General features: G+C 58.6%; 17 protein-coding genes. 9 read left to right on the top strand and 8 right to left on the bottom strand.

Annotated features, from left to right (window positions below; genetic code table 11):
* Positions 1–49 precede the first annotated feature (49 nt).
* The 5 genes from gsiD to iaaA are packed head-to-tail and all read right to left on the bottom strand — an operon-like array spanning position 50 to position 6,272.
* Positions 50–961 (bottom strand): glutathione ABC transporter permease GsiD, encoded by a 912-nt coding sequence (gsiD, locus tag HWQ15_RS15455; RefSeq protein ID WP_048966435.1) that lies wholly within the window; start codon positions 959–961, stop codon positions 50–52.
* 1 nt (position 962) lies between these two features.
* Positions 963–1,883: a glutathione ABC transporter permease GsiC gene (gene gsiC, locus HWQ15_RS15450; protein WP_048966434.1), complete on the bottom strand. Its 921-nt coding sequence runs from the start codon at positions 1,881–1,883 to the stop codon at positions 963–965.
* Between the two features lie 5 nt (positions 1,884–1,888).
* Positions 1,889–3,427, bottom strand: a complete 1,539-nt coding sequence (gsiB, locus tag HWQ15_RS15445; protein WP_063149501.1) for a glutathione ABC transporter substrate-binding protein GsiB — start codon at positions 3,425–3,427, stop codon at positions 1,889–1,891.
* Between the two features lie 23 nt (positions 3,428–3,450).
* Complete coding sequence (gene gsiA, locus HWQ15_RS15440) at positions 3,451–5,322, bottom strand: glutathione ABC transporter ATP-binding protein GsiA (RefSeq protein ID WP_063149502.1); 1,872 nt, start codon at positions 5,320–5,322, stop codon at positions 3,451–3,453.
* An 11-nt stretch (positions 5,323–5,333) separates the two neighbouring features.
* Positions 5,334–6,272: a beta-aspartyl-peptidase gene (iaaA, locus tag HWQ15_RS15435; protein ID WP_023299667.1), complete on the bottom strand. Its 939-nt coding sequence runs from the start codon at positions 6,270–6,272 to the stop codon at positions 5,334–5,336.
* Between the two features lie 189 nt (positions 6,273–6,461).
* On the opposite strand from iaaA, the gene moeA reads away from it, so the two are divergent.
* Positions 6,462–7,694 (top strand): molybdopterin molybdotransferase MoeA, encoded by a 1,233-nt coding sequence (moeA, locus tag HWQ15_RS15430; protein WP_063149503.1) that lies wholly within the window; start codon positions 6,462–6,464, stop codon positions 7,692–7,694.
* Position 7,695: 1 nt separating this feature from the next.
* A complete protein-coding gene (gene moeB, locus HWQ15_RS15425) occupies positions 7,696–8,448 on the top strand; it encodes a molybdopterin-synthase adenylyltransferase MoeB (RefSeq protein ID WP_063149504.1) in 753 nt (250 codons plus the stop codon).
* A 98-nt stretch (positions 8,449–8,546) separates the two neighbouring features.
* Here the strand turns inward: moeB and fsa are convergent, their stop codons facing one another.
* The gene (gene fsa / locus HWQ15_RS15420; RefSeq protein ID WP_048966437.1) at positions 8,547–9,209 is read right to left on the bottom strand and encodes a fructose-6-phosphate aldolase; all 663 of its coding nucleotides are present in this window, start codon (positions 9,207–9,209) and stop codon (positions 8,547–8,549) included.
* Between the two features lie 127 nt (positions 9,210–9,336).
* Between fsa and HWQ15_RS15415 the strand changes: the two genes are divergently transcribed.
* The 4 genes from HWQ15_RS15415 (at position 9,337) to HWQ15_RS15400 (ending at position 15,062) form a co-directional block, all read left to right on the top strand.
* Complete coding sequence (locus tag HWQ15_RS15415) at positions 9,337–10,236, top strand: glycyl-radical enzyme activating protein (protein WP_063216391.1); 900 nt, start codon at positions 9,337–9,339, stop codon at positions 10,234–10,236.
* Between the two features lie 4 nt (positions 10,237–10,240).
* Positions 10,241–12,673, top strand: a complete 2,433-nt coding sequence (locus HWQ15_RS15410; RefSeq protein ID WP_023299663.1) for a formate C-acetyltransferase/glycerol dehydratase family glycyl radical enzyme — start codon at positions 10,241–10,243, stop codon at positions 12,671–12,673.
* Positions 12,674–12,839: 166 nt separating this feature from the next.
* Complete coding sequence (locus HWQ15_RS15405) at positions 12,840–13,655, top strand: Cof-type HAD-IIB family hydrolase (protein ID WP_023299662.1); 816 nt, start codon at positions 12,840–12,842, stop codon at positions 13,653–13,655.
* A gap of 150 nt (positions 13,656–13,805) precedes the next feature.
* Positions 13,806–15,062 carry a DUF1479 domain-containing protein gene (locus HWQ15_RS15400; RefSeq protein ID WP_022647538.1) on the top strand — a complete coding sequence of 419 codons (1,257 nt, stop codon included), beginning with the start codon at positions 13,806–13,808 and terminating at the stop codon, positions 15,060–15,062.
* Here the strand turns inward: HWQ15_RS15400 and HWQ15_RS15395 are convergent.
* Positions 15,059–16,132, bottom strand: coding sequence for a LacI family DNA-binding transcriptional regulator (locus HWQ15_RS15395; protein ID WP_032676354.1), 1,074 nt, complete (start codon positions 16,130–16,132; stop codon positions 15,059–15,061). The genes HWQ15_RS15400 and HWQ15_RS15395 overlap by 4 nt on opposite strands.
* Positions 16,133–16,417: 285 nt before the next feature.
* Here HWQ15_RS15395 and HWQ15_RS15390 point away from each other — a divergent pair, with 285 nt between their 5' ends.
* Both HWQ15_RS15390 and HWQ15_RS15385 read left to right on the top strand, forming a co-directional pair.
* Positions 16,418–17,719: an MFS transporter gene (locus HWQ15_RS15390; protein WP_023299659.1), complete on the top strand. Its 1,302-nt coding sequence runs from the start codon at positions 16,418–16,420 to the stop codon at positions 17,717–17,719.
* Between the two features lie 17 nt (positions 17,720–17,736).
* Positions 17,737–20,100, top strand: a complete 2,364-nt coding sequence (locus HWQ15_RS15385; RefSeq protein WP_063149506.1) for a TIM-barrel domain-containing protein — start codon at positions 17,737–17,739, stop codon at positions 20,098–20,100.
* 92 nt (positions 20,101–20,192) lie between these two features.
* Here the strand turns inward: HWQ15_RS15385 and HWQ15_RS15380 are convergent, their stop codons facing one another.
* On the bottom strand, positions 20,193–21,788 hold the full coding sequence (locus HWQ15_RS15380; RefSeq protein WP_023299657.1) for an ABC-F family ATPase: 1,596 nt from the start codon (positions 21,786–21,788) through the stop codon (positions 20,193–20,195).
* Between the two features lie 222 nt (positions 21,789–22,010).
* On the opposite strand from HWQ15_RS15380, the gene ldtB reads away from it, so the two are divergent.
* The gene (gene ldtB / locus HWQ15_RS15375; RefSeq protein WP_003858435.1) at positions 22,011–22,931 is read left to right on the top strand and encodes a L,D-transpeptidase; all 921 of its coding nucleotides are present in this window, start codon (positions 22,011–22,013) and stop codon (positions 22,929–22,931) included.
* Positions 22,932–22,954 lie beyond the last annotated feature (23 nt).

Here is a 22,954-nt window from a genome sequence, read left to right as displayed (position 1 = left end):
CTCCCCTCAGGGGAGAGGGTTAGGGTGAGGGGTAAGTTCCTGCAAAAACCTACCCCTTAATCCGCGGATCCAGCGCGTCGCGCAGCCCATCGCCCAGCAGGTTAAACGCCAGCACGGTCAGGAAAATGGCCAGGCTCGGGAAGATCGCCACGTGCGGGGCGATCACCATATCCGCCCGCGCCTCGTTCAGCATCGCGCCCCACTCCGGCGTCGGCGGCTGTGCGCCTAACCCCAGAAACGACAGGCTGGCCGCCGAGATAATCGACACGCCTATGCGCATGGTGAAATAGACCACGATAGACGAGACCGTTCCCGGCAGAATATGGCTGAACAGGATTGTGGCATCGCTGGCTCCCATGCTGCGGGCCGACTCGATAAAGGTCTGCTGCTTCAGCACCAGCGTGTTGCCACGTACCAGGCGCGCGAAAGCGGGAATCGTGAATACCGCCACGGCGATGATGACGTTCGCCATGCCGCTGCCCATCACCGCCACCACGGCAATCGCCAGCAGAATACCGGGAAAGGCAAACAGCACGTCGCAGATACGCATGATGATGCGGTCCCACCAGCCTTCATAGTACCCGGCCACCAGCCCAAACACGGTGCCAATCGCTGCGCCCATCAGCACCGCAAAGACCCCGGCCGCCAGCGAGATCTGCGCCCCTACCAGCACGCGGCTAAAAATATCGCGCCCGAGCGAGTCCACGCCAAACCAGTGCATCATCGACGGTCCATCGTTCAGCCGGTCGTAATCGAAGTAATTTTCCGCATCAAACGGGGCTATCCAGGGGGCGATAATCGCCACCAGGATCAGCAGTAACACAAACAACCCGGCGACCATAGCGACGGGCTGACGACGGAATCGACGCCAGAACTCAACCCACGGGGTGCGAATATGGTCCGGCCTGATCCCCGGCATAGCGTTTAAAATGGCCTGGCGACGCCAGTTCAGTAATCGCATCTTACTTATACCTGATGGCCGGGTTAATGGCGGCGTACAGCACGTCCACCACTAAGTTGATAAGAATAAACTCCAGCGAGAAAAGCAGAACTTCAGCCTGAATAACCGGATAGTCACGCATATCGACCGAGTCGACCAGCAGGCGCCCCAGCCCCGGCCAGTTAAAGACCTTCTCAACCACGATAGAACCGCCCAGCAGGAAGCCGAACTGTAGCCCCATCATCGTGACCACCGGGATCATCGCATTACGAAAACCATGCTTCAGAATGACCCATTTCTCACTCACCCCTTTTGCCCGCGCGGTGCGAATGTAATCTTCGCTCAGCACGTCGACAAAGGAGGCGCGGGTGAAACGGGCCATCACTGCCGCAACGGCTGCGCCAAGCGTCATAGAGGGCAGAATGTAGTGCTTCCAGGTGTCGGCCCCGACGGTGGGCAACCAGCCCAGCTCGACGGAGAAAATCTGCATCAGCAGCATACCCAGCGCAAACGCCGGGAAAGAGATACCGGTGACTGCCAGCGCCATACCGAGCTTATCCGGCCAGCGGTTGCGCCAGACGGCGGCAACGATTCCCGCGCCCAGGCCAAACACAACCGCCCAGCTCATACTGGCAATCGTTAACCAGAAGGTGGGCATAAAGCGGCTGGCAATCTCCTCCGACACCGGACGACGCGACACCATCGAGATGCCGAAATCGCCCTGAAGGACATTGCCAATGTAGCGCAGAAATTGCCGATACAGCGGCTGATCAAGACCGAGCTGTTGACGTACCAGTTCGATAACCGTCGCATCCGCTTCCGGTCCGGCAATCAAACGCGCCGGATCGCCGGGCAGCATGTGGACAAACAAAAACACCAGCACGGCCACAATCAGCAGCGTCGGGATAAGCCCCAGCAGGCGTTTACACACATAATTCAGCATGAGTTTTATTTTAGATCCGCGTCGTCAAAGCTAAAGCCCGTATCCGGCATGATGTAAAAACCGGTCAGCGCTTTATTGTGGGCTGAGACCAGTTTTTCCACCACCAGCGGCACCCACGGCGACTCTTTCCAGATAATGTCCTGCGCCTCTTTGTACAGGCGCGCTTTCTCTTCCGGTTTGGTGGTTTTCAGGGCATCGGCCAGATCCTTATCCACCTGCGGATTACTGTAGAACGCGGTATTGAACAGCGTTGGCGGCCAGTTCTGGGAAGCAAACAGCGGCGACAGGGACCAGTCCGCTTCACCGGTTGAAGCCGTCCAGCCGGTGTAGAACATCCGCACGCCGCTCTCTTTCTGTCCTTTGCCTTCCACTTCCGCCGCGCGCTGTCCGGCATCCATCGCCGTGACCCTGGCTTTAATGCCCACCTGCGCCAGCTGCTGCTGGGTAAATTGCAGCACCTTCTGCGCGGTACTGTGGTTATGCGACGACCACAGCGTGGTGCTAAAGCCGTTCGGATAGCCCGCCTCTTTCAGCAGTTCCCGCGCTTTCGCCGGATCGTACGGCCACGGCTGATAGCTCTGCGCGTACTCAATGGTTGGCGGCATCACGCCCGTCGCCGGGGTGGCGTAGCCGGCAAAGGCCACCTTCACCAGTGCCTGGCGGTTAATGGCGTAGTTGATGGCTTCGCGCACCTTCGGGTTATCAAACGGTTTCTGCGTGACGTTCATGCTGATGTAGCGCTGCATAATCGACGGGCTGGCCACCAGCTCCAGCTTGCTGTTTTTCGCCAGCAACGCTGCCTGTTCGTAGGGGATCGGGAAGGCAAACTGCGCTTCGCCGGTTTGCAGCATCGCGGCGCGGGTATTGTTGTCCACGACCGGCCGCCAGGTGAGGGTATCCAGCTTCGGCAGCCCCGGCTGCCAGTATCCGGCGAATTTCTTCACCTTCACAAAATCGGTCTGGTTCCAGGTAAGCAGTTCGTACGGTCCGGTCCCCACCGGGTGGAAGCCAATCTCTTTGCCGTATTTCTTCAACGCCGCAGGGGAAATCATCACCGTCGCGGGATGCGCCAGGATATTGATAAACGCCGAGAACGGCTCTTTGAGGGTGATCTTCACCGTCGCCGGATCAACCACCTCGGTTTGGGCGATATTTTTATACAGGTTATAGCGCTTAAGACCGTTTTCCGGATTGCTGGCTCGGTCCAGGTTGACCTTAACCGCCTCGGCGTTGAAGTCGGTGCCGTCCTGGAACTTCACGCCGGTACGGAGCTTAACGGTATAGACCAGCCCGTCGTCCGACACGGTATAGCCTTCCGCCAGCACGTTTTTCAGCTTCATCTCGCGGTCCAGGCCGAACAGCCCCTGGTAGAAGGATTTTGCCACCGCCTGAGAAAGGGTGTCGTTAGCATCATACGGATCCAGCGTCGTGAAGTTAGACCCCACAGCCACCACCACGTCTTTCGCCGCGATCGCGGGGGCGGCGGCCAGCGCAGCCGTCACGCTCGCGGCAAGCAGCCATTGACGAGCAACAAAAGGAACCATTGTGTTCTCCTGCCTGTTGTAAGTTATAACCGCGAGAATGCATTGCCCTGACGCGGGGGTGCGACAAAATGACCGGGACCGACTTCACGCAGCGCCACGCGCTCCAGAGTTTCGCCCCGTTTACGAATATTGCTCGGCATTTCGTCCTGCAACAGCACGCGCTGGGCGTGACGATGCTCAGGATCGGCAACCGGTACGGCGGCCATCAGCTTGCGGGTGTACGGATGCTGCGGGTTTTCAAATACCGCCCGACGGGGGCCAATTTCAACAATTTGCCCCATGTACATCACCGCCACGCGATGGCTGATCCGCTCAACCACCGCCATATCGTGAGAGATAAACAGAAACGCAATGCCCAAATCCCGCTGTAAATCGAGCAGGAGATTGATGATTTGCGCGCGGATGGAGACATCCAGCGCTGATACGGACTCATCCGCAATCACCACTTTCGGATTCAGGGCCAATGCCCGGGCTATGCAGATACGCTGTCGCTGACCGCCAGAAAATTCGTGCGGATAACGCCAGGCATGCTCCGGTTTCAGGCCCACGCGCTCCAGCAGCCACGCGACGCGGCGCTGCGCGGCTTCACCGTCGAGCAGGTTGTGCACCCGCAGCGGCTCCATAATCGAGTACCCCACCGTATGGCGCGGATCGAGCGACGCATAAGGATCCTGAAAAATAAACTGAATATCCCGGCGTACCGCCTGCAATTTACCATTGGGGAGTGTATCGATGCGCTCACCGTTGAAGGTGATGCTCCCCTCCTGCGACTCAACCAGCCTGAGCAGCGCCCGCCCGGTGGTGGATTTACCGCAGCCGGACTCCCCCACCAGCGCCAGCGTTTCGCCCGGCCAGAGATCAAAACTGACGTATTCAACCGCATGCACTTCGCGCTTCACGCGGTTAAGGATCCCGCTGCGCAGCGGGAAACGGGTCACCAGTTCACGCACTTCAAGGATCGGCCTGCCGGAAACCACCGTGTTCTGCTCGGTTTCGTCTTCCTGCTGGCCCTGTTCGGTCTGAGAGAACAGCGGAAAACGGCGCGGAAAATCACTGCCATTCATGGCGCCCAGACGCGGGACCGCCGCCAGCAGCGCTTTAGTATAAGGATGCACCGGCGCATGAAAGACCTGCTCCACCGTGCCGGTTTCCACGGCATTGCCCTGATGCATAACCAGCACCCGATCGGCAATATCCGCCACCACCCCCATATCGTGGGTGATGAATATCACCCCCATCTCCATCTCCTGCTGCAACACCTTAATCAGTTGCAGGATCTGGGCCTGAATGGTGACATCCAGCGCCGTGGTGGGTTCGTCCGCAATGAGCACCGCCGGACGGCACGACAGCGCCATCGCAATCATCACCCGCTGGCGCATGCCACCGGAAAGCTGATGCGGATAGCGGGACAAAATCGCGTGCGCCTCAGGGATACGTACCAGCTCCAGCATCCGTTTAGCTTCGTTGAGCGCCTCATCACCGCTCAATCCCTGATGCAGGCGGATAGATTCGGCAATCTGCTCGCCCACCGGGAAGACCGGGTTCAGGGAGGTCATCGGCTCCTGAAAAATCATCGCAATATCCGCCCCGCGCACCCCCTGCATCCGGGACGCGCTCAGCTCGTTGAGATCGATAACCTGACGGTTGCGACGGCGCAACAGCATCCGCTCGCTGGTGACCTGCCCGCCCGTCTGCTCAAGCAGACGCATCAGCGCCAGCGCGGTAACCGATTTACCGGATCCGGACTCGCCGACAATCGCCAGCGTCTCGCCGCGCCTGAGCGAAAACGATAAATTCTGTACTGCAGGGATGAACTGCCGCTCTTCCTGAAAGGCAATATTCAGTTGGTGGACAGCCAGCACTTCGCAGTTGTCCAGCTCTTCACTGTGCGGCACGCAATGCCCCCTTATTCACGATAAATGCCTGTGCTGGGCGCATCGCCGGCATACCCCCACGCCCGGTACATCCCTTCACTGTTGAACGGCAGCGCCACGTTGCCCTCCCGATCCACCGCGATTAAGCCACCTTCTCCGCCCAGGGCTGGCAGTTTCTCCATTACCACCCGCTCGCAGGCCTCACTCAGGCTTAATCCGCCGTAATCCATTAGCGCGGTAATGTCGTAGGCCGCCAGCGCGCGGATAAACACTTCGCCGGTGCCGGTGCATGACACCGCCGCGGTGGCGTTATTGGCGTAACACCCGGCCCCCGGCAGCGGACTGTCGCCGACGCGTCCGGGAAGCTTGTTGGTCATACCGCCTGTCGACGTCGCGGCGGCGAGGTTACCGGCTTTATCCAGCGCCACCGCGCCTACCGTGCCCATTTTGCTGCGTTCATCGAGCGGCGCGGCATGGTCCAGCTGCGTCATCCCCGCTGTACGGGCCTCCAGCAACTGCCGGTAACGCTCCTCGGTGGAAAAAAGATCGGGCGAGACCGTATCCATCCCGTGCTCGACGGCAAATTTCTCCGCCCCCGCCCCGGTCAGCAGCACATGCGGGCTTTGATCCATCACCAGACGCGCGGCCAGCACGGGATTGCGCAGTCGGCTGACGCCCGCCACCGCCCCCGCTTTCAGGGTGATACCGTCCATCACGCAGGCATCCAGTTCATGCGTTTCATCGCGCGTAAAGACCGAGCCAATACCGGCATTAAACAGCGGACACTCCTCCAGCAGGCGCACCGCTTCGGTCACCACGTCCAGCGCGCTTTCGCCCGCTTCCAGCATGCGCTGGCCTGTTTCCACAATGGCGTTCAGCGCATCAATATAACGCTTCTCCTGCTCGGGACTGAGCTGTGCACGGGTGATTGCCCCGGCACCGCCATGAATTGCGATAACCGCTTTACTCATTTCGCATCACCCATCAGCCTGGCTGGCTGCTTTTTCTATAAATATCATTATCGTCGACGAATCTTCAGATGATTTTTGAATATAGAAAGACGCAACTGTGATGTAAAGCGTACACCCATCGGGTCATACAGTTAGCCGCACTTTTCTGCCATAATGAGCGCTTTCGTTGTTACTCCGCAGGAGCCCACCATGGATTTTACCGCCGGACTGATGCCGCTTGAGACGGCACTCTCGCAGATGCTTGATCGTATTACTCCCCTGCACGACGTTGAGACGCTGCCGCTTGTGCGCTGTTTTGGCCGTATTGCCGCGCGCGATATCGTCTCGCCGCTGAACGTGCCGGGGTTCGATAACGCGGCGATGGACGGCTATGCCGTACGTCTGGCGGATTTGCAAACGGGTCAGCCGCTGCCGGTGGCAGGTAAAGCCTTTGCCGGGCAGCCGTTCAACGGTGAGTGGCCAGCGGGCACCTGCGTGCGCATTATGACCGGCGCGCCGGTGCCAAAGGGCTGTGAAGCCGTGGTGATGCAGGAAGAGACCGAACTAACGGACGACGGCGTGCGTTTTACCGCCAGCGTCAAAGCGGGACAGAATATCCGCCACATCGGGGAAGACATTACCCTCGGCGCAACGGTCTTTGCCGCCGGGCAAAAACTGACGGTCGCCGAACTGCCGGTGCTGGCATCGCTTGGCATCGCGGAGATTGACGTTGTCCGCAAGGTACGCGTGGCGGTGTTCTCAACGGGAGACGAGCTACAGCTTCCGGGTCAGCCGCTGAACGAGGGGCAGATTTACGACACCAACCGTCTGGCGGTGCACCTGATGCTTGAGCAACTGGGCTGCGAGGTGATTAACCTCGGCATCATTCCTGACGATCCGGAGAAACTGCGCACGGCGTTTATCGACGCGGACGCCTCTGCCGACGTGGTGATCAGCTCTGGCGGCGTATCGGTTGGCGAAGCGGATTACACCAAAACCCTGCTTGAAGAGCTGGGTGAAATCGCCTTCTGGAAGCTGGCGATTAAACCGGGCAAACCGTTCGCGTTTGGCAAACTTCCGCACAGCTGGTTCTGTGGCCTGCCGGGTAACCCGGTCTCTGCCGCGCTGACCTTCTACCAGCTGGTGATCCCGCTGCTGGCGAAGCTTTCAGGCAACAATGCCGACCCGCTGCCGGAACGTGTGCGCGTGCGGACGGCAACGCGCCTCAAAAAATCTCCGGGCCGTCTCGATTTCCAGCGCGGCATTCTGGCGCGCAACGCCGATGGCGAGCTGGAGGTGAGCACCACCGGGCATCAGGGTTCGCACATCTTTAGCTCCTTCAGCCAGGGTAACTGCTTTATCGTGCTGGAGCGCGATCGCGGCCACGTTGAGGCGGACGAATGGGTTGAAGTGGAACGCTTTAACCACCTGTTCGGAGGCTGACATGACGGTGGAACTGAGCGACCCGGAGATGATGCGCTACAACCGCCAGATCGTGCTGCGCGGGTTTGATTTCGAGGGTCAGGAAGCGCTCAAGGCGGCCAGCGTGCTGGTTGTCGGCCTTGGCGGGCTGGGCTGCGCGGCGGCGCAATATCTGGCTGCGGCGGGCGTCGGCCGCATGACGCTACTGGATTTCGATACCGTGTCGGTGTCGAACCTGCAACGCCAGACGCTGCACAGCGACGCGACGGTTGGTCAGCCGAAAGTGGAATCTGCGCGCACGGCGCTGGCGCGAATTAACCCCAACGTTCAGTTCACCCTGATTGACGCGATGCTGGATGACGACGCGCTGTTTGCGCAGATTGCTCGGCATCACCTGGTGCTGGACTGCACCGATAACGTCGCCGTTCGCAACCAGCTCAATGCGGGCTGCTTTGCCCATAAAACGCCGCTAATTTCCGGCGCGGCCATCCGCATGGAGGGGCAAATCAGCGTTTTCACCTACGTTGAGGGAGAGCCCTGCTACCGCTGCCTGAGCCGTCTGTTTGGCGAGAATGCGCTGACCTGCGTCGAGGCGGGCGTGATGGCGCCGCTGGTTGGGGTGATTGGTTCCTTGCAGGCGATGGAGGCGATTAAGGTGCTGGCGCATTACGGCACGCCCGCAGCGGGCAAAATCGTGATATATGACGCGATGACCTGCCAGTTCCGCGAAATGAAGCTGATGCGTAATCCGGGGTGTGAGGTGTGCGGAGGTTAAACCCCGCTGCGGCCTGATGCCCTCACCCCGGCCCTCTCCCACAGGGAGAGGGAGAAAATCGTAGGCCGGGTAAGCGCTAGCGCCACCCGGCAACAGCATCAAATAGACGTCCGCCCAAACGCCCCCTGCCAGTCCTGCTCAAACTTCACAATTGCCGCATCTACTGCCGGAGAGGTAATAAACTGCTGCGCCACGTCCAGCGGCAGCGTGATGGACTCGCACCCTGCCAGCAGGCAGTCCAGCGCCTGGCGCGGCGTTTTAAAGCTCGCGGCTAGCACTTTTGACTGCGGTGCGTGCAGCGTCAGCAATTGTTGCAGTTCAATCACGGTCTGGATCCCGTCCCCGCCCTGCGCGTCCACGCGGTTTACATAAGGGGCCACATACTCAGCACCCGCCAGCGCGGAGAGCATCCCCTGCGCTGCGCCGTATACCGCGGTACCCAGGGTCGGGATCCCTTCTGCTTTCAGCATTTTGATCGCCGCCAGCCCTTCAGCGGTCACGGGCACTTTCACCACCAGGTCATTGATTATCGCGCGCAGCTTACGTGCGTCTTCCACCATCCCCTCGGCGGTCTTCGCCATCACCTGGGCGAACAGCCGGCCCCTGCCGCCCAGCGCGTCGTGCAGCGCGGGCAGCAGTTCTTCCAAAGGCGTTTTACCCGCCGCCACAATGCTTGGGTTAGTGGTCACGCCCGCCAGCGGGAAGATACGCGCCAGCTTTTTGACTGCCGCAACGTCAGATGTGTCGAGATAAAGTTCCATGATGTCACCCTCAAAATTAGCCTGCATTTACCCTATCACGAGAAAACCTGCTCATGAATTGACCCATATCAAGATAACTTTCATTCGAAAGTAATTTAATCTTCATATGTAATCAGAGGGCAAAAAAATGATCTTCAACATACAGCGTTACTCCACCCACGACGGCCCCGGTATTCGAACCGTGGTGTTCCTGAAAGGCTGCTCGCTGGGCTGTCGCTGGTGCCAGAACCCGGAAAGCCGCTCCCGCACGCGGGACGTCCTGTTTGACGCCCGTCTGTGTCTGGACGGCTGTGACCTGTGTCAGCAGGCCGCGCCAGGGTGTGTTGAACGCGCGCTGAACGAGTTGATCATCCATCGTGAAAAATTAAGCGAAGAGACGCTCACTGCCCTCACCGACTGCTGCCCGACGCAGGCGCTTACCGTCTGCGGTGAAGAGAAGCAGGTGGAGGAGATTATGGCCACCGTGCTGCGCGACAAGCCCTTCTACGACCGCAGCGGCGGCGGGATCACCCTTTCCGGCGGCGAGCCGTTTATGAATCCTGACCTGGCGCACGCCCTGTTTAAAGCCAGCCATGAACAAGGCATTCATACTGCGGTTGAAACCTGCCTTCACGTGCCCTGGCATTATATCGAGCCTTCACTGCCGTATGTCGATCTGTTCCTGGCGGATCTGAAACATGTCGACGGCGAGGTGTTCAAGCAGTGGACCGATGGTTCTGCTAAGCGGATCCTGGACAACCTGAAGCGCCTGGCTACCGTCGGGAAGAAGATCACCATCCGCGTGCCGCTGATCCAGGGCTTTAACGCCGATGAAGCGTCGGTTACCGCCATTACCAACTTCGCCGCCGATGAACTCGGCGTCGATGATATTCATTATCTGCCGTATCACACGCTGGGCATGAACAAATACACCCTGCTCGGCCAACCCTACTCTGCCCCTGACAAACCGCTGGATAACCCTGCCCTGCTGGACTTCGCGCAGCAGTATGCCTGCCAGAAAGGGTTAACCGCGACCTTACGAGGATAAACTTATGACCACCCTGAATCTCAACACCCTCAGCGAGCGCATCAAGGCGCACAAAACGGCTCTGGTGCATATCGTTAAGCCGCCGGTCTGTACTGAACGCGCGCAGCACTATACCGAAATGTATCAGCAGCATCTGGACAAGCCGATCCCGGTACGTCGCGCGCTGGCCCTTGCCCACCACCTGGCAAAACGTACCATCTGGATCAAGCACGACGAGCTGATTATCGGTAACCAGGCCAGCGAAGTGCGTGCCGCGCCGATCTTCCCGGAATATACCGTCTCCTGGATTGAGAAAGAGATTGACGATCTGGCGGACCGTCCAGGTGCAGGCTTTGCGGTGAGCGAAGAGAATAAACGCGTTCTGCATGAAATCTGCCCGTGGTGGCGCGGCCAGACGGTACAGGATCGCTGCTACGGTATGTTTACCGACGAGCAGAAGGGCCTGCTGGAAACCGGCATCATCAAAGCGGAAGGCAACATGACCTCCGGTGACGCACACCTGGCGGTGAATTTCCCGCTGGTGCTGGAGAAAGGGCTCGACGGCCTGCGCGCGAAAGTAGCCGAGCGCCGCTCGCGCATCAACCTGACGGTACTGGACGATCTGCACGGCGATCAGTTCCTGAAAGCCATTGATATCGTGCTGGAAGCCGTAAGCCTGCACATCAGGCGCTTCGCCGATCTGGCACGTGAGATGGCCGCCAGCGAAACCCGCGACAGCCGCCGCGACGAGCTGCTGGCGATGGCGGAAAACTGCGACATCATCGCCCACCAGCCGCCAAAAACCTTCTGGCAGGCGCTACAGCTGTGCTACTTCATTCAGCTGATCCTGCAAATTGAGTCCAACGGTCACTCCGTCTCCTTTGCCCGTATGGACCAGTACCTTTACCCGTACTATCGCCGCGACGTGGAGCTGGACCAGAGCCTGGATCGCGAGCACGCCATCGAGCTACTGCACAGCTGCTGGCTGAAGCTGCTGGAGGTGAACAAAATCCGCTCCGGCTCGCACTCCAAAGCCTCTGCGGGCAGCCCGCTGTATCAGAACGTCACCATCGGCGGCCAGAAGCTGGTCAACGGCGAGCCAATGGACGCGGTCAACCCGCTCTCCTACGCAATTCTGGAATCCTGCGGCCGTCTGCGCTCCACCCAGCCAAACCTGAGCGTGCGCTACCACGCTGGCATGAGCAACGACTTCCTCGACGCCTGCGTGCAGGTGATCCGCTGCGGCTTCGGGATGCCGGCGTTTAACAACGATGAAATCGTCATCCCGGAATTTATCAAGCTCGGCGTGGAACGAGAGGACGCGTATGACTATGCGGCGATTGGCTGCATCGAAACCGCCGTCGGCGGAAAGTGGGGCTATCGCTGCACCGGCATGAGCTTTATCAACTTCGCCCGCGTGATGCTGGCAGCGCTGGAAGGCGGTCGCGATGCCACCAGCGGCCAGGTATTCCTGCCGCAGGAAAAAGCGCTTTCGGCCGGTAATTTCGGCAATTTCGACGAAGTGATGGCGGCGTGGGATAACCAGATCCGCTACTACACCCGCAAATCCATTGAGATCGAGTACGTGGTGGACACCATGCTGGAAGAGAACGTCCACGATATTCTCTGCTCGGCGCTGGTGGACGACTGCATCGAACGCGCGAAGAGCATTAAGCAGGGCGGCGCGAAGTATGACTGGGTTTCCGGCCTTCAGGTGGGGATCGCCAACCTCGGTAACAGCCTGGCCGCGGTGAAGAAGCTGGTGTTTGACCAGGGCGTTATCGGTCAGCAACAGCTGGCGGCGGCGCTGGCGGATGACTTCGAGGGGCTGACCCACGAGCAGCTGCGCCAGCGCCTGATCAACGGCGCGCCGAAGTACGGCAACGACGACGACAGCGTGGACCTGCTGCTGACCCGTGCCTACGAAACCTACATTGAAGAACTGAAGCAGTATCACAACCCACGCTACGGCCGTGGCCCAATTGGGGGTAACTACTACGCGGGCACGTCGTCTATCTCCGCAAACGTGCCGTTTGGCGCAGCAACCATGGCGACGCCGGACGGACGTAAAGCGCACACCCCGCTGGCGGAAGGGGCAAGCCCGGCCTCCGGTACCGACCACCTCGGCCCGACGGCGGTGATTGGCTCCGTGGGTAAACTGCCGACGGAAGCGATCCTCGGCGGCGTGCTGCTTAACCAGAAGCTGAACCCGTCGACGCTGGAAAACGACAGCGATCGCCAGAAGCTGATGGTGCTGCTGCGCACCTTCTTCGAGGTGCATAAGGGCTGGCATATTCAGTACAACATTGTCTCGCGCGAAACGCTGCTGGAAGCGAAGAAACACCCTGATCAGTATCGTGACCTGGTGGTGCGCGTCGCGGGTTACTCGGCGTTCTTCACCGCCCTGTCACCGGATGCGCAGGACGATATTATTGCCCGTACCGAGCATACACTGTAAAAAAACGCCCGGTGGCGCTTCGCTTACCAGGCCTACATTGTCTCCCCGTAGGCCGGGTAAGGCGAAGCCGCCACCCGGCTTTCTGACTTTCATTCGAAATTAAATTTGTGCTCCCCGTCACCTTGTTATTAGAATGTTTCAAAACGCAGTGACCCAGGAGCACAGTATGACCGTAAAAGTTATCGTCACCGATATGGACGGAACTTTCCTTGATGATGCCAAGCAGTACGATCGTGACCGCTTCCAGGCACAGTTTGAGCAGCTTAAAGCCCGTAACATCGAATTTGTTGTCGCCAGCGGCAACCAGTATTACCAGCTCATCTCCTTTTTCCCGGAGCTGAAAGATCAGATCTCCTTCGTCGCGGAAAACGGCGCGCTGGTGTTCGACCACGGCGAACAGATTTTCCACGGTGAGCTAACGCGTCATGAGTCGCAGATCGTAATTGGTGAACTACTGAAAGACAAAGGGCTGAATTTTGTGGCCTGCGGGCTGGAGAGCGCGTACGTCAGCGATAAGGCTCCAGAAGCGTTCGTGAAGCTGATGTCGAAACACTACCATCGCTTAAAACCCATCAGCGATTACCGCGACATTGACGACGTGCTGTTTAAATTCTCCCTGAACCTGCCGGACAGCGATATCCCGAACCTGGTCGATAAACTGCATGTCTCCCTGGACGGCATCATGAAGCCGGTTACCAGCGGCTTCGGTTTTGTCGATTTGATTATCCCGGGCCTGCACAAAGCCAACGGCATCAGTCGTCTGCTGAAACGCTGGAAAGTCTCCCCGCAGGCGTGCGTCGGCATTGGCGACAGCGGCAACGATGCGGAAATGCTGAAGCTGGTGAAATATTCATTTGCGATGGGCAATGCGGCAGAAAGCATTAAAGCGGTCAGCCGTTACACTACCGACGATAACAACCATCAGGGCGCGCTGAATGTGATTCAGGCCGTGCTCGACGCCCACTCCCCGTTCGACGTCTGATCCCCTACCTGCCGGAGCCTCACTCCGGCCCCTTCACTCTTTTTCCATCCTGTGGCGCCCGTCAAGGTTTTAAACTTGCATTAACTTATTTTTAACTTAAAGTATCACTTGTAGACACTTTTACTTTCGAATGAAAGATGCGAGGCAGTTATGACCTTTACCAGCGAAACGTTGCCAGCGGACCACAAAGCGGCAATTCGTCAGATGAAACGCGCGCTACGGGCCCAGATCGGTGACGTGCAGGCAGTGTTCGACCGGCTTAGCGACAAAATCGCCGCCCGCGTGGCGGAAATTAACGCCCTTAAAAATAAAGGTGAATCCGTATGGCCGGTAATCCCCTTTACGGATGTGAAAAACGGTACGATCACCGCCGAACAGCGCGAAGCGGTTAAACGTCGCGGCTGCGCGGTGATCAAAAGCCACTTCCCGCGCGAGCAGGCGCTGGCATGGGATCAATCGATGCTCGACTACCTCGATCTGAATAAGTTTGACGAGGTTTACAAAGGACCCGGCGATAACTTCTTCGGCACCTTAACGGCCTCTCGCCCGGAGATTTATCCGATCTACTGGTCTCAGGCGCAAATGCAGGCGCGCCAGAGTGAAGAGATGGCACAGGTACAGTCGTTCCTGAACCGTTTATGGACATTTGAGAGCAACGGTAAGCAGTGGTTCGACCCGGACGTGAGCGTAATTTATCCGGACCGCATTCGCCGCCGCCCACCAGGAACAACCTCGAAAGGACTTGGCGCACACACCGATTCCGGCGCGCTGGAGCGCTGGCTGCTGCCCGCTTATCAGCAGGTCTTTGCCCGCGTGTTTGACGGCAACGTTGAGAAATACGATCCGTGGAATGCTGCGCACCGTACCGAGGTGGAAGAGTACACGGTGGATAACACCACCAAATGCTCCGTGTTCCGCACCTTCCAGGGCTGGACGGCACTGTCGGACATGATCCCCGGCCAGGGGCTGCTGCACGTGGTGCCGATCCCGGAAGCGATGGCTTACATTCTGCTGCGTCCGCTGCTGGACGACGTGCCGGAAGACGAACTGTGCGGCGTGGCGCCGGGGCGCGTGCTGCCGATTTCTGAGAAGTGGCATCCGCTGCTCATCGAAGCGTTGACCAGCATTCCCGCGCTGGAAGCCGGTGATTCTGTCTGGTGGCACTGCGATGTGATCCACTCGGTCGCGCCGGTGGAAAACCAACAGGGCTGGGGCAACGTGATGTATATTCCTGCCGCGCCGATGTGCGAGAAAAACCTCGCCTACGCGAAAAAGGTCAAGGAAGCGCTGGAAACCGGCGCGTCACCGGGAGATTTCCCGCGCGAGGATTATGAGAAAAGCTGGCAGGACCGTTTCACCGTGAACGATCTGAACATCCACGGCAAGCGCGCGCTGGGCATGGCTTAACTGTCGTAAAGCCCTTCCCGCTCAACGGCGGTGCGTCGTTTTCCCTGACGTATCCGCCGTACCGATTCCCGCACGGCCAGCGTGCCGTTCAGCAGCAACGTACCCACCGGCGCGTCCGGGCGCATCAGCCGCTGCTGGAGCATATATACCGCTTCTGTTCCCAGCTCATCGCGCGGGACATGCACCGCCGTCAGAGGCACATCCTGAATCGCCGCGAGATTAAAGCCGTCGATGCTCATCACCGAGACATCCTGCGGCACGCGCAGACCGTGTTTTTGCAGGGCGCTGATGGTCCCCGCCGCCATAAAGTCGCCGCCCACCAGGAACGCCGTCGGCAGATCTTTCCCTTTTTGCTGGTGAAGCCACTCACTCACCAGCTGCTCCGTCTCTTTGGCGCTAAAGCTTGGCACCATCAGCAGATCGCGCCGGTCGCTAAACCTGAGGTTATGGCCGTGCCACGCGTCGCGGATCCCCGACAGGCGCAGCTCCATGGTATAGCGACGCAAACACAGCACATTCATCACCTCCCGGTGCCCCATCTCGAACAGGTACTCCGCCGCCCGCTCGCCAATGGCGCGGTGATCCGGCGCGACGGCGGGCAGGCGCATGTGGCGGTCCCGGCAGTTAATCAGCATGCAGGGTTTGCCCACGTCTACCGCCAGATCGTGGATATGCGGATCGTCGATACCGAGGAGGATCGCCGCCTGGGTGTCCACTTCGTTCATGCGGGCCAGAAACAGCTGGGCGTCGCTGTCGTTCTCCTCCAGCGCACAGTAACGCAGGCGAACCTCGTGCGAGGCCAGCCCTTTGCTCACGCTCTGGATGACGCGGTAGTAAAAGATGTCAGACCGCTCGTCAAACGCCCGCTGCGGGGCAAACACCATCAGGCTGTTAAGCAGCAGACGCCCCGCCGCCATGCCCTCTATTACCCCCAGCTCCCGCGCGCATGCCAGCACCGTTGCCCGTGCTTTTTCGCTGGTGTTTGCCTTCCCCGCCAGCACGCGGGAAACGGTGCTGATGGAGAGCCGGGTACGGGCGGCGATTTCGGTGATTTTAAGCCTTTTATCCATTTTGTGATCTGGCTCCGGATGTGAAATGAAAAAATTTTCACAACATCTTTATCAGGTAATAACTTGCGAGAAGGCCATAATGCCGAAAATTAAACCTCGTTTATGAGAAAGTTTGCACAAAATCCACTATTTCCTGCTCAATTTCTCTCTTAAGGTGAACCTGTCACACAACTTCCATACTAGTTGTATAGCAGCTTAGCACTCTAAAACAGATAACTTTCAAACGCCTGACGCTGTGTGACACCTGAACCTTTGTCCCTTACCGTCCGTCTTGTGGAGAAGAAAATGAGTCAGGACATCAACAACACCGTTGCGACAAGCAAAACCCGTCGCGTCATTAAGAATCTGCGCTGGTACGTACTGGTGCTGTTTCTTCTTGGCGTGACCGTAAACTACATCACCCGTAACTCGTTAGGTATTCTCGCCCCCGAGCTGAAAGAGAGCCTTGGTATCACCACCGAGCAATACTCGTGGATCGTCGGCGCGTTCCAGATCGCCTATACCATTTTCCAGCCCCTTTGCGGCTGGCTGATTGACGTTATCGGCCTCAAGATTGGCTTTATGGTCTGCGCCGGGATTTGGGCGCTGATGTGTATCTTCCACGCAGGTGCCGGGAGCTGGCTGCATCTCGCGATCCTGCGCTTCTTTATGGGCGCGTCCGAAGCCGCCGCCACGCCAGCGAACGCCAAAACCATCGGTGAATGGTTCCCGAAATCAGAGCGTCCTGTTGCCGCCGGTTGGGCGGGCGTGGGCTTCTCCATCGGTGCGATGCTGGCTCCGCCAATCATTTACTTCGCTCATGCGTCGTTCGGCTGGCAGGGTGCGTTTATGTTTACCGGCGTGCTGGCGCTGCTGTGGGTGATCCTGTGGTGGATCTTCTATCACAACCCGGAGCAGCACCCGAACCTGAGCCGCGACGAGCTGGCGTTTATCAAACAGGATAACGAACCCGCACCGGTCAGGCTGCCCTTTCTGACCGCGCTGAAAACCGTCTCGAAGAACAAACGGTTCTACGGTATCGCCATTCCGGCCTTTATGGCGGAACCCGCCTGGGCGGTGCTGAGCTTCTGGGTGCCGCTGTACCTCGCCAAAGAGCACGGCATGGATTTGAAACAGATCGCGATGTTCGCCTGGCTGCCGTTCCTCGCCGCCGACCTCGGCAGCGTGGCGAGCGGCTACCTCACCCGGCTTTATACCCGCTGGTTCGGCTGCACCCGCGTCAACTCGGTGGTGGCAAGTTCAGTGACCGGCGCGTTTTTGATGATTTCTCTGGCCGTTGTGGCCGTGACCCGCGACCCGTATATCACCATCGTGCTGATCTCCATCGGCGGTTTCGGCCACCAGATTATCTCCTGCATGCTGAGCGCGCTGGTCGTGGAGTCGTTCGACAAGGGCCAGATGGCGACGGTTAACGGCATGCGCGGCTCAGCGGCGTGGATCGCCAGCTTCCTGTTCTCTCTTTTGATTGGGGTGACCGCCGACAAAATCGGCTTCAACCCGCTCTTTATCGCCATGGGCTTCTTTGACCTGATTGGCGCTTTCTTCCTGGTGGCATTTATTGCTGAACGTCGCGCCAAGCGCGCCTGATAGTGGATGTATTGCATATGAAAACCCTGAAAAACTGGACCATCGATACGCAGTCGGCGAATCATCTGGAACTGCTGGTGGATAACCAGCACCGTCTGTGCCTGTATGTGCTGGAAGAGAATCTGTTCCGCGTGCTGATCAAGCGTAAAGGCCAGCTGGCGCTGGACCGCACCTGGAGCATCGCGCCGGAACAAGACGTACCGTGGGAAGGCCGCCGTCGTGACGATGTCAGCGGCTTCACCTGCCCGGCCTGGACACTGACGCAGCAGGGCGATGCGTTAACCGTAGCGACCGAACAGCTGCGCGTCACCGTCCACCAGCCCCTGTGGCTGGAGTGGCACTACCGCAATGAAGCGGGCGAGTGGCAGCCGCTGGTTAACGACCGTCCCACCAGCGCCTACCTGCTGAACGCCCACGGTGACGGCGTGGCGCACTATCTCAGCCGCCGTAAGGATGAACGTTTTTACGGTCTGGGTGAGAAAGCGGGGGATTTACAGCGTAACGGCAAACGCTATGAGATGCGTAACCTGGACGCGATGGGCTATAACGCCGCCAGCACCGATCCGCTTTACAAGCACATCCCGTTCACCCTCACCCGTCGCGATGACGTGAGCTACGGCCTGTTCTACGATAACCTGAGCAGCTGCTGGCTGGATCTGGGTAACGAGATCGACAACTATCACACCGCCTACCGCCGCTGGCAGGCGGAAGCGGGCGATATTGACTACTACCTCTTCACCGGCAAGCGCGTGCTGGACGTGACGAAAGCCTTCGTGCGCCTGACGGGGAAAACGCTGTTCGGACCGAAGTGGAGCCTGGGCTACAGCGGCTCAACCATGCACTACACCGACGCGCCGGACGCGCAGGACCAGCTGATGAACTTCATCCGCCTGTGCGATGAGCATGCCATTCCGTGCGACTCGTTCCAGCTCTCCTCCGGCTATACCTCGATTAACGGCAAGCGCTACGTTTTTAACTGGAACTACGACAAAGTGCCGCAGCCGAAGGTGATGAGCCAGGCGTTCCACGACGCGGGGCTGCGGCTTGCGGCAAACATCAAGCCGTGTCTGTTGCAGGATCATCCCCGCTACGGCGAAGTGGCGGAACGCGGCCTGTTCATTCGCGATTCAGAAACCGATGCGCCTGAACGTTCCAGCTTCTGGGATGACGAAGGATCGCATCTCGATTTCACCAACCCGCAGACGGTGCAGTGGTGGCAGAACGGCGTGACCACGCAGCTGCTGGAGATGGGCATCGACTCCACCTGGAACGACAACAACGAGTATGAAGTGTGGGACGGGGAAGCGCGCTGCTATGGCTTCGGCCAGGCGATCGCCATCAAGCATATTCGCCCGGTGATGCCGCTGCTGATGATGCGCGCCTCGCTGGAAGCACAGCAGCGCTTTGCGCCGGATAAACGTCCGTATCTGATCTCCCGCTCCGGCTGTGCCGGAATGCAGCGCTACGTTCAGACCTGGAGCGGCGACAACCGTACCAACTGGGACACCCTGCGCTATAACATCCGCATGGGCCTGGGCATGAGCCTGTCCGGACTGTTCAACGTCGGTCACGACGTCGGCGGTTTCTCCGGCGACAAGCCGGATGCCGAGCTGTTCGTGCGCTGGGTACAGAACGGCGTGATGCATCCGCGCTTTACCATCCACTCGTGGAATGACGATCGCACCGTGAACGAACCGTGGATGTACCCGAGCGTGACCCCTGCGATTCGCAGCGCCATTGAACTGCGCTATCGCCTGCTGCCGTACCTCTACACCCTGCTCTGGCAGGCGCACGCCGACGACGAGCCGATGCTGCGCCCGACCTTCCTCGATCATGAGCACGATGCGCAGACCTTTGAAGAGTGCGACGACTTCCTGCTGGGCCGTGACCTGCTGGTGGCCAGCGTCGTCGAAGCCGGGCAGCGCGAGCGCCGCGTCTGGCTGCCGGATAACGAAACCGGCTGGTACGATTTTTACACCCACACGTGGTATGCGGGCGGGCAATCGATCGTCCTTGATGCGCCGCTGGAAAAGCTGCCGCTTCTGGTGCGCGCAGGGGCCGGTTTGCCGCTCAGCGAACGCATCCGTCACGTGAGCGCCGATAAAGACGTTACCCGTGAGCTAAAACTGTTCCCGGTGAAAGGCGTCGGCACCACCTCCGGGCTGCTGTTTGAGGATGACGGCGAAAGCTGGGGCTACCTGAACGGCAATGCGCTGTGGGTGGAATGGGAGATGGTGTGCGACGGCGCAAGTATCAACCTGAAGGTGAATGCGCGCGGCGACTATCGTCCGGCATGGAAGGCACTGAAGGTGTCGTTACCGACGGGGGAAAAACGTACGCTGCGGGTGAACGGGGTTGAAGGGGGCGAGTGGGTGGTTTAGTGCGGCCTGATGCCCTCACCCTAACCCTCTCCCACAGGGAGAGGGGATAGAACGTAGGCCGGGTAAGGCGAAGCCGCCACCCGGCTATTTTTTTAACTCTCGATACCTTTACTGCGCAGGTAATCTTCGTAGTTACCGGTGAAGTCCACCACGCGCTCTGGCGTGATTTCAATCACGCGGGTCGCCAGGGAGCTGACGAACTCACGGTCGTGAGAGACGAAGATTAGGGTGCCCTGATACATCTCCAGCGCCATGTTCAGGGATTCGATCGATTCCATATCCAGGTGGTTGGTTGGTTCGTCCATCACCAGGATATTCGGTTTTTCCATCATCAGCTTGCCGAACAGCATACGGCCCTTTTCACCACCGGAGAGCACTTTGGCGGGCTTTTTGATGTCGTCCTGGCTGAACAGCAGACGCCCCAGAATGCTGCGTACCGCCTGCTCGTCGTCGCCTTCCTGCTTCCACTGGCTCATCCAGTCGAAGACGGTCAGATCGTTTTCGAACTCATATTCATGGTCCTGCGCGTAGTAACCAATCTGCGCGTTTTCAGACCATTTCACGGTACCGTTATCCGGTTGCATTTCGCCCACCAGAGTTTTTAGCAGGGTAGATTTACCCACGCCGTTGGCGCCCAGGATAGCAATCTTCTCGCCCACTTCCAGCAGCAGGTTGAAGTTTTTGAACAGCGGGCCTTCATCGAAGCCTTTGGTGAGGGCTTCCACTTCCAGCGCGTTACGGAACAGCTTCTTGTCCTGCTCGAAGCGGATGAACGGGTTCTGACGGCTGGAGGCTTTTACCTCTTCGAGCTTGATTTTGTCGATCTGACGGGCACGCGACGTTGCCTGGCGCGATTTAGAGGCGTTGGCGCTGAAGCGGCTCACGAAGGATTGCAGGTCCGCAATCTGCGCTTTCTTCTTGGCGTTGTCGGCAAGCAGACGTTCACGCGCCTGGGTTGCCGCCGTCATGTACTCATCGTAGTTGCCCGGATAAACGCGCAGCTCGCCGTAATCCAGATCCGCCATGTGGGTACACACCATGTTAAGGAAGTGACGGTCGTGCGAGATGATGATCATGGTGCTGTCGCGATCGTTCAGCGTCTGCTCCAGCCAGCGGATGGTGTCGATGTCCAGGTTGTTGGTCGGTTCGTCGAGCAGCAGGATGTCTGGATTAGAGAACAGCGCCTGCGCCAGCAGCACACGCAGCTTCCAGCCTGGCGCAACTTCGCTCATCGGACCATAATGCTGTTCAACAGGAATGCCGACGCCCAGCAGCAGTTCGCCCGCACGCGCTTCCGCAGAGTAGCCGTCCATTTCGCCGTATTGCGTTTCCAGGTCGGCCACTTTGTAACCGTCTTCTTCGCTCATCTCAGCGAGACCGTAGATACGATCGCGCTCCTGCTTCACTTCCCACAGCTCCGCATGCCCCATGATCACGGTGTCGAGCACGGTGAACTCTTCGAAGGCGAACTGATCCTGACGCAGCTTACCGATACGCTCGTTCGGGTCGAGCGACACGTTGCCCAGCGTCGGCTCCAGGTCACCGCCGAGGATCTTCATAAAGGTGGATTTTCCGCTACCGTTGGCACCAATCAGGCCGTAACGGTTGCCGCCGCCAAATTTGACGGAAATATTTTCGAACAGCGGCTTACTGCCAAACTGCATAGTGACGTTGCTGGTAACTAACACGGAGAGATTCCTGCGAAAAGTGTGATAAACGCGGCATTATGCCACAATTCCGAATTGAGATCCTGTGTTGCGGTAATCCACTAAACTTTAACAAAATCGAAAAAAATGTGATTTCGTACACATCTGAATTCCCAGTTAACGGGAATGCACATATAATGCGCTCCCATTACAGATTCAGACTTCTCAACTCATCGCCAGAATGGCTTAGATACCTCGCATAACATGAACATGAAATTAACAACGCTTTTTGCGGCGGCGTTAGCCGTAGTAGGTTTTTGTAAGACCGCGTCTGCGGTGACGTATCCCCTGCCGACAGACGGAAGCCGTCTGGTGGGTGAAAACCAGGTGGTGACGGTTCCGGAAGGTAACACTCAGCCGCTGGAATACTTCGCGGCGCAGTATCAGCTCGGCCTGTCTAACATGCTGGAAGCGAACCCGGGCGTTGACCCGTATCTGCCGAAAGCGGGTACCGTACTCAACATTCCACAGCAGCTGATCCTGCCGGATACCGTGCACGAAGGTATCGTGATTAACAGCGCCGAAATGCGTCTGTATTACTACCCGAAAGGCACCAACACCGTGATCGTGCTGCCTATCGGTATCGGTCAGCTGGGTAAAGACACCCCGCTGAACTGGACCACCAAAGTGGAGCGTAAGAAAGCGGGCCCAACCTGGACGCCGACCGCCAAAATGCACGCTGAGTACATTGCTGCCGGTGAACCGCTGCCGGCCGTTGTGCCTGCTGGCCCGGATAACCCGATGGGTCTGTACGCGCTGTACATTGGTCGTCTGTATGCCATCCACGGTACTAACGCCAACTTCGGTATCGGCCTGCGCGTAAGCCACGGCTGCGTACGTCTGCGTAATGAAGACATCAAATTCCTGTTCGATAACGTGCCGGTCGGTACGCGCGTGCAGTTCATTAACGAACCGGTGAAAGCGACGTCAGAGCCGGACGGCAGCCGTTACATTGAAGTGCATAACCCGCTGTCCACCAGCGAAGATCAGATCAACAACAACGAAATCGTACCGATTAAGCTGACCAGCGCGGTGCAGTCCGTTACCTCTCAGGCGGATGTTGACACGACCATCGTTGACCAGGCGATTCAGAACCGTTCCGGTATGCCGGTGCGTTTGAACTAATCGCGAGCACGAACAAAGCGGGC

Source organism: Enterobacter sp. DSM 30060 (genome assembly GCF_013375955.1).
Taxonomy (GTDB): domain Bacteria; phylum Pseudomonadota; class Gammaproteobacteria; order Enterobacterales; family Enterobacteriaceae; genus Enterobacter; species Enterobacter intestinihominis.
The sequence above is the reverse complement of the archived record's forward strand: the minus strand, read 5'-3'. Positions and strand labels throughout refer to the sequence as shown.

Coding starts and splice junctions, on each gene's coding strand:
- gsiD (WP_048966435.1), bottom strand. CDS start 961: ATGCGATTACTGAACTGGCGTCGCCAGGCCATTTTAAACGCTATGCCG.
- gsiC (WP_048966434.1), bottom strand. CDS start 1,883: ATGCTGAATTATGTGTGTAAACGCCTGCTGGGGCTTATCCCGACGCTG.
- gsiB (WP_063149501.1), bottom strand. CDS start 3,427: ATGGTTCCTTTTGTTGCTCGTCAATGGCTGCTTGCCGCGAGCGTGACG.
- iaaA (WP_023299667.1), bottom strand. CDS start 6,272: ATGAGTAAAGCGGTTATCGCAATTCATGGCGGTGCCGGGGCAATCACC.
- moeA (WP_063149503.1), top strand. CDS start 6,462: ATGGATTTTACCGCCGGACTGATGCCGCTTGAGACGGCACTCTCGCAG.
- moeB (WP_063149504.1), top strand. CDS start 7,696: ATGACGGTGGAACTGAGCGACCCGGAGATGATGCGCTACAACCGCCAG.
- fsa (WP_048966437.1), bottom strand. CDS start 9,209: ATGGAACTTTATCTCGACACATCTGACGTTGCGGCAGTCAAAAAGCTG.
- HWQ15_RS15415 (WP_063216391.1), top strand. CDS start 9,337: ATGATCTTCAACATACAGCGTTACTCCACCCACGACGGCCCCGGTATT.
- HWQ15_RS15410 (WP_023299663.1), top strand. CDS start 10,241: ATGACCACCCTGAATCTCAACACCCTCAGCGAGCGCATCAAGGCGCAC.
- HWQ15_RS15405 (WP_023299662.1), top strand. CDS start 12,840: ATGACCGTAAAAGTTATCGTCACCGATATGGACGGAACTTTCCTTGAT.
- HWQ15_RS15400 (WP_022647538.1), top strand. CDS start 13,806: ATGACCTTTACCAGCGAAACGTTGCCAGCGGACCACAAAGCGGCAATT.
- HWQ15_RS15395 (WP_032676354.1), bottom strand. CDS start 16,132: ATGGATAAAAGGCTTAAAATCACCGAAATCGCCGCCCGTACCCGGCTC.
- HWQ15_RS15390 (WP_023299659.1), top strand. CDS start 16,418: ATGAGTCAGGACATCAACAACACCGTTGCGACAAGCAAAACCCGTCGC.
- HWQ15_RS15385 (WP_063149506.1), top strand. CDS start 17,737: ATGAAAACCCTGAAAAACTGGACCATCGATACGCAGTCGGCGAATCAT.
- ldtB (WP_003858435.1), top strand. CDS start 22,011: ATGAACATGAAATTAACAACGCTTTTTGCGGCGGCGTTAGCCGTAGTA.